This is a genomic window from Marinobacter sp. V34, from assembly GCF_055524115.1.
This window is the reverse complement of the sequence record NZ_JBUPZY010000009.1, coordinates 167208-181061: the sequence shown is the minus strand read 5'-3', so window position 1 is coordinate 181061 and position 13854 is coordinate 167208. Positions and strand designations below refer to the sequence as shown.

Here is a 13854-nt window from a genome sequence, read left to right as displayed (position 1 = left end):
TCCCTGGAGTCTGGCGGGCTTTTTTCATTTTCAGGCCTTCAACTTTTGTGAAGCGCCCGTCGCAGACAGGCTTTCAAAACGCGCCACGTAAATACGTCCCTGTAGGGCTCGGTCGCGCCGTCCCTGGCGCTCCACGGTTTTGCAAGCCTGTCTGCGACGGACGCCCAGGCTATTTACTCGCCTTCATAAATTCCAGAACTTCATCCTGATACCCCGGAATCACAAATGTTGAGGCGTGGGGCGTATCCGTCTGCAAGAACGTTTTGGGTTCTTCTGCTTCCTCGTACAACCGCTCCCCATGATGAAGCGGGATAATGCCATCACGAACACTGTGAATCACCATCACTGGCACCGGGCTGATATCACCGATGCGTTCGTAAGCCTCGTATTCGTCCGTAATCGTCCAGCTCAATGGAACCTGCAGTGGCCAGGTGAGCCAGAAATTGCCGAGTTTTTCGCGGGCGATGGCGCGGAAGCCGGAGAAGGTGCCATCGAGGATCACGCCGTCCAGAGGTGGTTGCTCGTCGCGCTTTACCCATTCACTGGCCAGGGCGGTTCCCAGTGCGCCGCCCAGGCTCTGGCCGAGCAGGAACAGGGGCTGGTTTCCGACGTCCTGCTGTTCAACAAGCCACCGAAGACCGGTCTCTGCGTCGTGCAGGGTGCCTTCTATGTCTGGTGCGCCGGTGGAGCGCCCATATCCCCGGTAGTCGATCAGGAAGACGTTGTAGTGCCTCTCAGGCAGCCAGGCGACGTTCATGATGTGGCTGCTGATGTTCTGGGCATTGCCGTGCAGGAAGTAGACGGTGCCTTTTGGATCGGACTGGGCGGGGAGCCACCAGCCGTGGAGGGTTTCGCCGTCCGGGGTTTCCACGAACACATCTTCGTAGTTCAAGTTCAGTCGGTCCGGGGTGATGTAGGTGACCTGGTCCGGATAGAAGAACACGCTGCTGCAGCCGGTCTGCAGCAGCAGGGTAAACGCGGCGGTGAGGCCGGCCAGTGTTCTCAGAATTGTCAAAAGTAGGCGTGGAGTCCGAGTTGCCATGTGCTGCGGTACCTGTCGTAGTGGTCTTCACGGCTGAATTTCCCGAACAGGCTGAAGTCCCGCTCGAGGTGCCAGTTGCCTTCCAGGTACGCCTGGTCCTGGCGGTGTTGGCTGCTGACGATCCAGGCTTTGGTTTTGACGCCACCCAGAAGGCTGAACTGGTTGTTCTGGTGGAGTATACCCAGGTCGGCTCCGGGGGCGGCGTCGTAGCCGCGGCGCAGGTCGTCGTCGATTTCCAGGTCGGCGGTGGCCATGGCGAAGACTTGTGTGCCGGTTGCCAGCTGCCAGCTGCCGCCCGCCCCGCCTTCCAGGTAGGGGGTAAATACCCGGTTGGTTTCAGTATCAGTGCGGCGACCACCGAAGCCAACCTGCCAGGAGAGTGGCGTGAAGAACTGGTTGCGAGGCGATAACGATCGGATTTCCACGCCGGTTAGTTGTTCAACCTGTACTTCGTCATTGTCTGTGTAGAGTCGGGCATCCAGGCGGAGGAACTGAAGTTGCGCCCCACCCCGGTAGCCGGCGGGCGGGTCCAGTACGTCGTGGTAGGCCGGGCGTAATGTCAGTTCGGTAAAGTTGCGCTCACCCATGCGTCCACCACTGATGCTGGCGCGGAAGGTGCCGTGGCCCTGGTCGTCACGAATGGCAGGCTCTGGTGGGCCATTCTGAGCGGCTACGCCACGGATTTGGCTGCGCTCCCTAAGCAGGTCGTGGGAGAGCGGTGCTGCGTGCTTTCTGGGCCAGCCTTCGGCTTCGCTTTGGTAACGTACATAGTCGTAGGTGGTGTCTAGCACCCGCGCGCGCTGTTCCCTATTCAAAGCTCGCACCTCGGGGGCGTCGGCGTCCACATAGCCGTTGGCGATGGCGGCGGCGAGTGTCTTGTGGTCGTCTGGCAGGGAGTCAATCCGGTGGCTGACGTTGGTTGCCGCCGAAGGGCGATAGTAAACGGAGTCGACAAGACCCTTGTCGACGACCCATCGCACCGTATCGGAGGGAATGGCATGAGTGCCGACTTCCCCTAGCAGGTCGGTGCCGGGGCGCGCCACGTCGATCAGGGCCAGCAAACGGTAGGCGCAGTTCTCGTCAAAAAAGTAGTAATCGAAGTTGCGGTCGCGTATTTCCCAGGTATGGGCGAGCATCATGTCCACTTCCTCCTGGGTGAGGTTGAGCGTGTACTCCCACAGGTCCCGGTGCTCGATGTCGGAATAGAGGCGGATTTTTTCGTAGTAGGGCTGGATGGAGGTGATGCCCGGGTAGCCGCCGAAAATGCCTTTGTAGGCAAACAGGATTTCGCTGTCGTGGGCGGCCGCATCGGCAGCGTAGGAGATAGTGTTGGCCAGGATCAGGTTTGTTTCTTCATCTTCCTGGGGCGGGTCCAGGCGCAGGAACGTATGGCCAAACATCGACGATGGGCTGTTCAGATAGGACGCGGCAAACACCAGTGTCACGGTTTTGGTGTTCAACTCTTTGGTCCATTGCTCGAAAGCGGGGCAGTCTACGGGCTGCTCAGGCAGGTCAAGTTGCGCTCTCAGCCAACGATCCCTTGCCGGGAAACGGCAGCGCGCGTGCTCATCACCGCCGCCGGGCCGGGTAATGGCCTTGAGGGTGGCTTCCATTTCCGTCTTTGGGGACGTTTTTCCGGTGTCGCTGAGGAAGAAGCTGTCGTCGTCTGCCTGGCCGGTGTAGCCATCGCCGAGACGGTCGGGCTGGTAGTGGAGCAGTGTCAGCCATGCGGGGTGTTGATGGAGGTTTCCGGTGTCGGGAAGCGATGTGGCGTATGTATTGAAACCTGATGCCAGCCAGATAAGGGCCAGCGCGAACCGAAGCGAAGTGCGCATGGATGGTCAGTCAATTCCGGGTTAAGCGACGTATGGGTGGCGATAGAGTCGTTGCGCCGTCCCTGGCGCGCAAACTCCTGTTTCTTCCTGTTTCTTCGCGCCCGAGAATCAGGCGGCTACGTACTTGCTCAGCGTATTGCTCTGCTCCAGCAGGGCTACGATGGCATCGACAGCCTCGCCAGAGGTGGTGTCGGACGATGGGAAAATGGTTGCGAAGTTGTCCTGCAGAACTTTGCGGAAAGAGTCGCGATCCGCTTCGTCCACACCCAGCAGTACCGCCATGGTATCCAGGTTTTCACCGGAACCACGGGACATGTCGCGGGCAACCTTGTCGATGTTGCTGTCCATGTACATGGCCATGGATTGCACGGACTGATTGGTTTGGCAGCCCAAGGTACCGGTGGTCATACCAAAGGTCTGGTTACCAAAGGTACCGTTGGTGGTTGCGGCCAGAACGTGGGGGGCGATACCAGACTGTCCTTTCCAGATCATGGCACCGACACCGCAGCCGGGCTGGGCAAAAGCGAGAGTAGAAGCACTCATAAGCAGTGCACCTGCGATCAGTTTTTTCATTATCCACTCCTTGTTTAATTTAGCTGTCGTCGCATACGCGCCACATCCGCTGAGAGGGTCCCCGGAAGCCGGCACGCCAACGGCCCCTACTGATTTCCCGTGGAGACAGGTCGACCGTTGATTCTGAGTATAGTTGAAATATCAGGAAGGCAAATTACAAAGGCGCTGAGTGATTGATTTGGCCCGAAAAGTAAAAATGTGATCACGTGTTCATATTTCTAAATAGGCTAAAAAGCGACATTTTATGATGATCTTGTTATATAGGGTTCATTTGGGTATAGTGCGCGCGGCCATGAAGGCTTGTACACAACACATGGAGATCGAGTTTTGAAAAAAGTTCTTGTCGCATCATCACTGATTCTCGCCGGCGCACTGACTGGCTGTTCCTCACTGAACACCAGTGCTCCCTCCCTGCCGCTGTCCGGCTCCGTCGCTACTGACGTTAAGGCTGACATCGAAGTAGGCGAGAAAATCACCGGTCAATCTTCAGCGACCAAGGTTCTGTTCTTTACCCTGGGCGCTGAAACTGAATACGCTGACGGCGTTGCATACTCTGCCGGTGGTAGCGGTGGAAGTGTTCTGCCTTTCGCACTGCCGAACCCGGTTGAATCTGTTAAGGCAGCTGCTGCCTACAACGCGATTCAGGAATCCGGTGCTGACGTGATTGTAGCTCCGCGTTACACCGTCCAGAAGGACGATTACGTGGTATTTGCAACCATCAACGTCACCGTTGAAGGTTACAAGGGCACCATCAAAAGCGTTAAGTAAGTGTTTGCTTAATGCCAGGTGTTACAAAAAAGCCGGAACATGACAACATGTTCCGGCTTTTTTGCGTTTGGTCACGCCGTTCTTACCACTGGTCGATGGCTACCTCATCAACCACCCAGGTAGGCATTCTGAACATCCGGGTTGGCCAGCAGGTTTTTCCCGGTATCGTGCAGGCGGATGCGACCGGTTTCGAGTACGTAGCCTCGGTCTGCCAGGTTCAGGGCCTGGTGTGCGTTCTGCTCCACCAGGAATACGGTAATGCCTTCCTCGCGCAGCTTTCCGATGATCTCAAAGATCTGTTTGATCACCAGTGGGGCCAGCCCGAGGGACGGCTCGTCCAGGATGATCATGTTTGGTCTACTCATCAGCGCCCGCCCGATGGCCAGCATCTGCTGCTCGCCACCAGACATAGTGCCGGCACGCTGATGTTCCCGTTCCTTCAGGCGTGGAAACAGTTCGTAGACGTGGTCCTGGCTCTTGCGAATCTCCGATTTGGTATTGAAAAAACCGCCCATATGGAGGTTTTCTTCAACAGTCAGGCCGGAAAATACGCGCCTGCCTTCCGGCACGATGGCAATGCCCGAGCGCATAATGTTTGAGGTGAGGTCACGGGTGATATCCCGCCCCTGGAGAATTACCCGACCGGAGGTGGCCTGGGGGTTCCCACAGACGGTCATCAGCAGGGTGGTCTTACCGGCGCCATTGGCACCGATCAGGGACACAATCTCACCTTTATTTACTTCCACAGACACGCCGTGAAGCGCCTCGATCTTGCCGTAATGGGTATGGACATCTTCTAGTACTAGCATGGTTATTCCTCAGGCCTCACCCAGATAGGCTTTGATGACATCATCGTTGCGGCGAATCTCATCCGGTGTTCCGCTAGCCAGGGGGCGCCCCTGGTTGATCACATTGATGCGGTCGGAGATATCCATCACCAGGCTCATGTCGTGCTCAATCAACACCACGGAGACGTTGTAGTCTTCCTTCAAGCTGATAATCAGCTGGTTCAGGTCCTTGGTTTCGGCCGGGTTCAGGCCAGCAGCGGGTTCATCCAGCATCAGCAGTTTGGGCTCGGTCACCATGCAGCGGGCGATCTCAAGACGGCGTTGCTGGCCGTAGGCCAGGTTGCCGGCCTCCCGGTTCGCCATGTCCGTCAGTCCTACCCGGTCCAGCCAGTAAGCAGCCCGGTCGAGCGATTTCTGCTCTTTCTCGCGGTAGTTCGGCGTATTGAGTATGCCGGCGAGCAGGTTGGTGTTGAGGTGGCGATGCTGGGCCACCAGCAGGTTCTCCACCACCGTCATGCGGCTGAACAGGCGCACGTGCTGGAAGGTTCTGACCAGGCCAAGACGGGAGATCTTAAAGTCCGGCTTGCCCTGGATTTCATTTCCCTGGAACAGGATCTTCCCGCCGGTGGGCTTGTAGAAGCCGCTCATGCAGTTAAATACCGTGGTTTTGCCGGCCCCGTTGGGGCCGATAATGGCCACGATTTCATGTTCCTGTACGTCCAACGACACCTGATCCACCGCCAGGAGCCCGCCAAAGCGCATCGACAGATTCTGTACTTCAAGCATTATCCGTCACTCCTGCTTTTTCAGTTCAATGTGGATGCGTCGCATGGGCATCAGGCCCTGTGGGCGCCAGACCATCATCAGCACCATCGCGGCGCCGAAGATCAGCATCCGGTATTCGGAGAACTCTCGCGCCAGTTCCGGCAGTATGGTGACGGCAATCGCAGCGAGAATAACCCCCATCTGGGAGCCCATGCCGCCGAGTACCACAATCGCCAGGATGATGGCCGATTCCAGGAATACGAAGGATTCCGGGCTGATAAAGCCCTGCTTGGAGGCGAAAACCGTACCGGCAAAGCCGGCGAAGAAAGCGCCGATGGTAAAAGCGGAAAGCTTGACGGCGGTTCTGTTCAGCCCCAGGGACTTGGCGGCGATCTCATCTTCTCGCAGAGCTTCCCAGGCGCGCCCAACGGGCATGCGCATCAGGCGACGGATGGCGATAGCGGTAATGACAGCCAGCACCAGAGCGATGAGGTACAGGAAAATCACTTTGTGCTCGCCACTGTAAGCAATGCCAAAGGTTTCGTGGAAAGACGTGTTGCCTTCCTCCTTGACCCGGCGGCCGAACTCCATCCCAAACAGGGTCGGGTCGGGAATGCCGCCAATTCCGTTGGGGCCCCCAGTCAGGCTGGTCATGTTGTTCAGCAGGATGCGGATTATCTCACCAAAACCCAGGGTAACGATGGCCAGGTAGTCCCCTCGTAACCGCAATACCGGGAAGCCAAGCACCAGGCCGAATAGCGCGGCCAGCACAGCGCCTATGGGCAAGGCGAACCAGAAGGAAATACCGTAATACTGGGACAGCATGGCGAAGGTATACGCGCCCACGGCATAGAAGGCGACGTAGCCAAGGTCCAGCAGTCCGGCCAGGCCGACCACCACGTTCAAGCCCAGAGCCAGCATGACGTAGATAAGTACCAGGGTTGAAAGGTCCACCGCGCCACGGGAGGCGATAAAGGGCCAGATGAGCGCCCCGATTACCATCAGTGTGAGCAGTGTGGATTCCAGCTTCAGCCGTTTGCTTTGTTCCATCGGCTTGCGGTTCGCCAGTGGGCTCACGGCGGGCAGCTGGCGCAGTGAGCCCATCAGTTTGTCGCGGAACAACTGAAACAGGAAGACAATAACCGCAGCCAGTAGTACGCCAAGGATAGTGGAGGTTTGAGCCCCCTCTAGGGTGACGTTTATACCTTCGCTAGCAAGGTTGAAGCCCAGAATGGGGTACGAAATCAGCAGAGTGACAATGGCGCAAAACAGCGCGTGTTTCAGGTTATGAGCAGCCATCAGATCTTTTCAACCTCCGGTTTGCCAAGCAGGCCGGTGGGTTTGAACAGCAGAATCAGGATCAGTAGTCCGAAGGAGACAACGTCCTTGTATTCACCGCTGAGGTAGCCCGAGGTCATGCTCTCAGAAACCCCGAGAATAAGCCCTCCAAGCATGGCGCCTGGAATGCTTCCAATACCCCCCAGAACGGCAGCCGTAAACGCCTTCAGCCCGGCAATGAATCCAAACAACGGATCGATGGAGCCGTAGTACATCCCGAGAAGCAGGCCCGCGACTGCCGCCAGTGCGGCGCCGATGACGAACGTTGCCGAGATGATACGGTTGGTGTCGATGCCCAGCAGGTTGGCCATGCCCAGGTCCTGGGAAACGGCTCGACAGGCGCGGCCGATACGGGAGCGGGATATGAATAACGAAAGAATGGTCATACAGATCAGGGTGGTTATGAAGATGGTGATCTGCATGTAGGAAATCGAGGTCTGGAACGAATCCGCGGCGCCGAACTGGAAGCCGCCCTCAATCAGCGCAGGGAAGCCAATGTTGCGTGATCCCTGGGCAAGGTGAACGTAGTTTTGAAGGAAAATCGACATGCCGATTGCCGAGATCAGCGGAATCAGGCGGTGCTTCCCCCGAACCGGTCGATACGCCACCCGTTCCACGGCCCATCCCATCGAGCTGGAAACAATCATTGCGCAGACAAGCGCCACGATTAGTATCAGCGGCAACCAGGCGATGCCCAGAGCGGCGAGGCCGGTAATGGCAATCAGGGCGGTGTAGGCCCCGATCATGTAAATCTCACCATGGGCAAAGTTGATCATGCCGATGATGCCGTAAACCATCGTGTAACCGATGGCGATCAGGGCGTAGGTGCTCCCGATCGTCAGCCCGTTAATGAGCTGCTGAATAAAATACAGGAGGTCTTGCATCTGTGTGGGACTCCGATAGCCTGCCCCTTCCTCTGCATGCAGGCACAGCCCGGGGTACCGGGGGTACTGAATGCAGGATCAACAGGGGCCTAGAAAAACACCTTCTCCCGGATCGCGGTGAGAAGGTGCTCTCATAATTACCGTTTGTTAACGATTGCGGCCTAGTTTACCGGAGTTTTGCTGCCATCTGAATGCCATTCGTAGACAACAAACTCAAACGATTCCATATCGCCTTTGCTGTCGTACTCAACAGTACCGATTGGCGTCTGGAACGTGCCTGCGCGCAGCGCTTCGGCTACATCGAATGGGTCGGTTGATTCGGCGGCCTCAATGCCGTCGGCTATCAGTTGCACAGCAGTGTAGGAAGTCAGTACGAAAGGACCGGAGGGATCTTCGCCTTTATCTTCAAAGGCCTGAACCAGTTCCTGGTTCTCGTCTTTCTCGTCGAAGCTCGGTGGCAGTGTGACCAGCAGGCCTTCAGCGGCATCACCGGCGATGGTGTTGATATCCTTGTTACCAACGCCCTCCGGGCCCATGAAGGTGGCGTCGAGGTCAGCTTGGCGAGCCTGGCGCAGAATCAGACCCAGTTCAGGGTGGTAGCCGCCATAGTAGACGTAATCTACGTCGGCCTGTCGGAGCTTGGTTACCAGCGATGAGAAATCCTTGGCGCCGGCGGTAATGCCTTCGAACATGGCCACTTCAACATCGGCTTCTTCAAGGGTGTCACGCACCGCTGTCGCGATACCTTCACCGTACTGCTGCTTGTCGTGAATAACGGCAACGCGCTCCGGCTTCTGGCTGATCAGGTAGTTGCCGGCGACCGGTCCCTGCATGCTGTCCAGGCCGATGGTACGGAATACCAGTTCATACCCACGCTCGGTGATGTCCGGGCTGGTGGAGGCAGGCGTCACCATCAGGATGCCTTCGTCCTCGTAGATGTCGGACGCGGGCTGGGTAGAGCTGGAGCACAGGTGTCCAACCACGAAACGAACGCCTTCGTTCACCATGTTGTTGGCAACGGTCACGGCCTGCTTGGGGTCACAAACGTCGTCCTGTTCAACGCCGACGAGTTTCTCTCCCATAACACCGCCATTGGCGTTGATCTGTTCGATTGCCATGCGGGCGCCGGAGAATTGCATGTCACCGTATTGAGCGACAGGGCCGGTCATTGGCCCTGCGATACCGATTTTGATTTCGGCGGCCGCTTGGCCCGCGCCCATTACAGCGATAGAAGTACCAATTGCAGTTACGAGTTTCTTGACTGGTGTTCTCATTGGGTCTGTCCTGTTTTGTGTCAGGGTTTTTCTTATGTTCTCAGCGATGTAAACAAACACCACACCTGCCACCTTGTCAAGCAGGCAAATTTAGTGAATGCGCCGGACCGTCGAGGGTCGTTTTCCCGGCAGTGGACGAGCAAAGAGCGTGCCGGCCTGTCGTGTCAGGCGTCAGACTGCTCCCCGTCGTCCGGGAAAATCAGTTTCCGGAAGCTTTCGTGATCTCTCAGTTGTTCAAAGCTTGGGTCGACGGACGCGTCGTCTTTGTACGCCTCAGAGATATTAATCGCCTTTTGCAGTGTCATCACGGCATCGTCCCAGCGTCCGATCTCGGCGTAGGCGCAGGCCAACTGATAGTGGGCATGGCCGTTTTCAGGCGCCAACTTCAGGGCGCGCTGGCAAAGACTGATGGCCCACAGTGGTTCCTGCATTTCCAGCACCGCATCGGCTTTGTAACTCAATGCTTCCACGTCGTCAGGCCGAAGATCCAGGATGGTATCGTAGGCAGAAATCTTGTTCTGTTGAGAGGTTTCCTGGCTGGCCTTCAGCCAAAGGGAGTGCACTTCGTTGGTGCGTTCGATTTCGGCCTGGTTCTGATGAATGATGTCAGATTTCTGTCTCAGCTGGTCCTCGATGAATTCCAGGCGCTTTTCATATTCAACGACCAGTTCATTGACCCGCTTCTCGGCGAGGCTGGTGAGCTGATTGCGCATGTCACGAATCGAATTCCAGCCAATGACCACAAGAATGGAGGTGGCGCCAGCGATCAGGTAGAAAAAGTAGGTCACGGTATCGGTGGCGTACGACATGGTTTTGTCTGCTACCGAGAGTTCCTTGTCCACAACCTTTTCGATCAGCTCGGCTCGGGTGTTCATCATTTCCTTGCGCAGTGCTTTGGTTTCTTCCAGCAAGTACAGCTCAACAAACGGCGTATACATGGGTTCTTCAGCGGTGTCGATTCGCTGCTGCACATCTTCGGCGGTAAGGTTCTCGCCAGGCTCTTGGGCCATGGTAACGGCACTGAATAATAGTGCGATCAGGCATGAAGCGAGAACGGTTGCCAGGCGCTTTCTTAAAGAGCTGTGCAGGAGGGAGTTGTTTGCTCGGGTGTTCATTAGGCTGTGTCCGTTTTGCGGAAATTCAACAAGGAGGTGACCTTAGCATAGTGGTTGGCGGAAGAAATGCTGAAATTCGCAAAAGGACTGGCAGGTCAGTGCAATACACACCGATGGGTGTGGGTACTACTGCTTGCAATATCTGGGTCAAAGACCTCTAATACTTAGTGTTATAAATAATTGGCAAATCGAAGCGGAGTGGTGCGTTGAACAATTACGAAGAGGTTTTGGTGGCGTTGCGTCGGGTGATTCGAGCGACTGACCTGCATTCCAAACGCCTTAGCAAGCATGCGGGGCTGACTGGGCCACAATTGCTGATTATGCGCAGCATCCGTGACCTGGGCGAGGTAACGATCGGAACCATTGCCGACAAGGTGAGCCTGAGCCAGGCAACCGTGACCACGATTCTTGATCGACTGGAGCATCGTAAACTGGTTTATCGTGTTCGCAGCACTCAGGACAAGCGTAAAGTTCACGCCCACCTGACGGAGGAGGGTGCGGAGATTTTGGCCCGAGCGCCGCAGCCGCTACAGGAAGATTTCATCAAGAAATTCCAGAGCCTGGCGGAGTGGGAGCAGACGATGATTCTGGCGTCGCTTCAGCGGGTGGCCAATATGATGGATGCCGATGATATTGATGCGTCGCCGGTTCTGGATGTGGGGCCGGTGTTGCGTGAGGATGGGTGGAAGGCCAAGGCCTGAGGTTTGGTGTTGGCCTCAGGGGTGCCTGGTTTGGGGGTGGTGATAGATTTTCTGGCAGAAAATTTATCACCACCCCCGAACCGATCTTACCTTTTGGCTGTCGCCGAATTTAGTGCACTGACGCACCCTTTTTCGGCTTATTTCCGAAACACACCTGGAATACATCGCTGTAGTGCTTGGCGAAGTTTACTGTCAGTCCTTCCTTCAGGTATTCAGGCAGTTCCTCGTAATCTCCCCGGTTTGCTTCCGGTAAAATCAGGTTGCTGATTTTCTGGCGTCTTGCTGCGATGACTTTTTCGCGGATGCCGCCGACGGGGAGCACTTGGCCGGTGAGGGTCAGTTCTCCGGTCATGGCGAGGTTTTGCTGGGGCGATTCCCCGCGGGCGATGGAGAGCAAAGCGGTGGCCATGGTCACGCCGGCGCTGGGGCCGTCTTTTGGCGTGGCGCCTTCAGGGACGTGCAGGTGCACGAAGGATTTGTCGAAGAAAGTGGGGTCGCCCTTGAATCTCTTGAGGTTTGAAGAGACAAAACTGTAGGCGATTTCGGCGGATTCTTTCATCACGTCGCCCAGTTGCCCGGTGAGTTTGAAGCCACGCTGACTGCTGTGAATCCGTGAGGCTTCAATGCTCAGGGTGGCGCCGCCCATGGCGGTCCAGGCCAGGCCTGTGACCACGCCGGTACCTTTCAGGGATTTCTCTTTGCGGAAGGCTGGTTGCCCCAGGTAGGTTTGCAGGTCGGAGACGCCGACTTTCACGGGCTCGTCCGGATTTTCCAGTAATCGAACAATGCCTTTGCGAATGACTTTGTGCAGCAGTTTTTCCAGGCTGCGGACGCCTGCTTCACGGGCGTAGCCTTCAATGATCTGTTTGATGGCGGCGTCGGTGATGTTCATCTGCTTTTTCAGAAGGCCAGCTCGTTTTAGCAGTCGGGGCATCAGGTGATGCTTGGCGATGTCGAGCTTTTCCTCGGTGATGTAGCCGGATAGCCGGATGACGTCCATGCGGTCCAGCAAGGGTCTTGGGATTGTGTCGAGCTGGTTGGCGGTGCAGATAAACAGGACCTTGGACAAGTCCATGCGCACGTCCAGGTAGTGGTCCAGGAATTCCCGGTTCTGTTCCGGGTCCAGTGTCTCCAGTAGGGCGGAGGCCGGGTCGCCCTGGAAGGAGGCGCCGATCTTGTCGATTTCGTCCAGCATGATCACCGGGTTCGATACCTTCGAGTCTTTCAGTGCCTGCACAAATTTGCCGGGCATGGCGCCGATATAGGTGCGGCGGTGGCCTTTGATTTCGGCTTCGTCACGCATGCCGCCCACGCTGAATCGATAGAACTCGCGGCCGAGGGCGTTGGCGACGGAATGGCCGATGGAGGTCTTGCCCACGCCAGGCGGGCCGACCAGCAGAAGGATGGAGCCGCTGACCTCTCCTTTGAAGGTGCCTTCGGCAAGGAACTCAACGATACGATCTTTTACGTCGTCCAGTCCATCGTGGTCACGGTCGAGGATACGGCGGGCCCCGGCCAGATCGAAATGGTCCTCCGAGGTCAGTCCCCAGGGCATCTGGGTCAGCCAGTCCAGGTAATTGCGGGTCACGCCGTATTCCGGTGAGCCCTGTTCCAGCACCTGCAGCTTCTGAAGTTCGTCGCCAAAACGCTCCTGAACTTGTTCCGGCGGGTTCAAGCTTGCCATGCGCTCGCGGAAGCGCTCGGCATCGGCGGTTTTGTCGTCTTTCGCCATGCCCAGTTCGCGCTGGATGACCTTGAGCTGTTCCCTCAGGAAGAACTCACGCTGGTGCTTTTGTACCTTCTCGTTTACTTCCTCGCTGATTTCACTTTGCAGGCGGGCGACTTCCTGTTCTTTCGCCATCAGCAGGAGTACTTTCTCCATGCGCCTGAGCAAAGGCACGGTATTGAGTACTTCCTGAAGCTCCTGGCCGGGAGCGCTGGTCATGGAGGCGCCAAAATCCGCCAGCGGAGAGCTGTCATCCGGACCGAATCGGGACAGGTATTGCTTCACTTCCTCGCCATAAAGCGGGTTGGTACGCAGCAGTTCCTTGATGGAGCTGATGATGGCAAGGGTATAGGCCTTCAGCTCGTCTGCGGCTTCTTCCGGTTCGTCCGGGTAATCCACTTCCACCAGGTAGGGTGGACTGCGCCGAAGCCATTGGGTAATGCGAAAACGCTGCAGGCCCTGGGCAATGAACTGGACTTTGCCGCTTTCCCCCTGGGCGTGGTGGACACGCACGGCACAGCCTACGGTTTCCAGTTCCTCGCTGCCGGGAACGCCCTGTTCCGGGTCGCTGTCTTCGACGAAGCAGATGCCCAGCACCTTGTGGTCGGTTTCGCCCACGCGCTTGAGGGTTTCCTGCCAGGGGTTCTGGTTAACGATAATGGGCTGCACCTGGGCCGGGAAGAATGGTCTGTTCGACACCGGTAACACGTACATGCGGCGTGGCATTTGCTGTTTTGGCAGTACCAGGCTTTTGCTGTTCTCGTCCTTGCCGATGTACTCGGTCAGGTCTTCTTCGGGAGCATCAAAAGAGTCGTTGCGGTTGTCGTCGTTCATGCCGTACACGCATCCTCCAGGGAATTTGATCCGGGCAGTCGCCCCGGTCCTATTGCCTATGTAACGGCAAAGGGGATTATTTCAAGGCAGGTGCCGGTATTTGCTGTCATCGAACAGAGCTCGCTGCAAAGCCTTGAATTTCGGCTCTCAGCCCCCAATACCAACAACAATCCGTTAATGACATTTCAGGAAACCACTTTCAGGTGCCATC

12 protein-coding genes are annotated in these 13854 nt (G+C 56.8%); 2 read left to right on the top strand and 10 right to left on the bottom strand.

The features are described 5' to 3' along the window. Positions 1-169 precede the first annotated feature (169 nt). From AC0B60_RS15615 to AC0B60_RS15605, 3 genes are all read right to left on the bottom strand, one after another. The gene (locus tag AC0B60_RS15615) at positions 170-1042 is read right to left on the bottom strand and encodes an alpha/beta hydrolase (protein ID WP_465086804.1); all 873 of its coding nucleotides are present in this window, start codon (positions 1040-1042) and stop codon (positions 170-172) included. Then, positions 1012-2877: an Lnb N-terminal periplasmic domain-containing protein gene (locus AC0B60_RS15610; RefSeq protein WP_465086803.1), complete on the bottom strand. Its 1866-nt coding sequence runs from the start codon at positions 2875-2877 to the stop codon at positions 1012-1014. Before AC0B60_RS15610 ends, AC0B60_RS15615 begins: the two co-directional genes overlap by 31 nt. Positions 2878-2985: 108 nt before the next feature. Continuing rightward, a complete protein-coding gene (locus tag AC0B60_RS15605) occupies positions 2986-3450 on the bottom strand; it encodes a DUF3015 domain-containing protein (protein ID WP_465086801.1) in 465 nt (154 codons plus the stop codon). A 327-nt stretch (positions 3451-3777) separates the two neighbouring features. Between AC0B60_RS15605 and AC0B60_RS15600 the strand changes: the two genes are divergently transcribed. After that, positions 3778-4218: a hypothetical protein gene (locus AC0B60_RS15600; RefSeq protein WP_007153093.1), complete on the top strand. Its 441-nt coding sequence runs from the start codon at positions 3778-3780 to the stop codon at positions 4216-4218. A 107-nt stretch (positions 4219-4325) separates the two neighbouring features. On the opposite strand, the gene AC0B60_RS15595 is transcribed toward AC0B60_RS15600, so the two are convergent. The 6 genes from AC0B60_RS15595 to AC0B60_RS15570 form a co-directional block, all read right to left on the bottom strand. Beyond that, positions 4326-5027 carry an ABC transporter ATP-binding protein gene (locus tag AC0B60_RS15595; RefSeq protein WP_465086798.1) on the bottom strand — a complete coding sequence of 234 codons (702 nt, stop codon included), beginning with the start codon at positions 5025-5027 and terminating at the stop codon, positions 4326-4328. Between the two features lie 9 nt (positions 5028-5036). Beyond that, positions 5037-5792 carry a high-affinity branched-chain amino acid ABC transporter ATP-binding protein LivG gene (gene livG / locus AC0B60_RS15590; RefSeq protein WP_465086797.1) on the bottom strand — a complete coding sequence of 252 codons (756 nt, stop codon included), beginning with the start codon at positions 5790-5792 and terminating at the stop codon, positions 5037-5039. A 6-nt stretch (positions 5793-5798) separates the two neighbouring features. Next, positions 5799-7070: a high-affinity branched-chain amino acid ABC transporter permease LivM gene (locus AC0B60_RS15585; RefSeq protein WP_465086796.1), complete on the bottom strand. Its 1272-nt coding sequence runs from the start codon at positions 7068-7070 to the stop codon at positions 5799-5801. Further along, positions 7070-7993, bottom strand: coding sequence for a high-affinity branched-chain amino acid ABC transporter permease LivH (gene livH, locus AC0B60_RS15580; protein WP_465086794.1), 924 nt, complete (start codon positions 7991-7993; stop codon positions 7070-7072). Before livH ends, AC0B60_RS15585 begins: the two co-directional genes overlap by 1 nt. A gap of 161 nt (positions 7994-8154) precedes the next feature. Next, positions 8155-9267 (bottom strand): branched-chain amino acid ABC transporter substrate-binding protein, encoded by a 1113-nt coding sequence (locus tag AC0B60_RS15575; RefSeq protein ID WP_465086793.1) that lies wholly within the window; start codon positions 9265-9267, stop codon positions 8155-8157. Positions 9268-9431: 164 nt separating this feature from the next. Next, positions 9432-10277, bottom strand: a complete 846-nt coding sequence (locus tag AC0B60_RS15570) for a TPR end-of-group domain-containing protein (RefSeq protein ID WP_465086842.1) — start codon at positions 10275-10277, stop codon at positions 9432-9434. A gap of 311 nt (positions 10278-10588) precedes the next feature. On the opposite strand from AC0B60_RS15570, the gene AC0B60_RS15565 reads away from it, so the two are divergent. After that, on the top strand, positions 10589-11083 hold the full coding sequence (locus AC0B60_RS15565) for a MarR family winged helix-turn-helix transcriptional regulator (protein ID WP_465086792.1): 495 nt from the start codon (positions 10589-10591) through the stop codon (positions 11081-11083). Positions 11084-11192: 109 nt separating this feature from the next. On the opposite strand, the gene lon is transcribed toward AC0B60_RS15565, so the two are convergent. After that, on the bottom strand, positions 11193-13643 hold the full coding sequence (lon, locus tag AC0B60_RS15560) for an endopeptidase La (RefSeq protein ID WP_465086791.1): 2451 nt from the start codon (positions 13641-13643) through the stop codon (positions 11193-11195). Positions 13644-13854 lie beyond the last annotated feature (211 nt).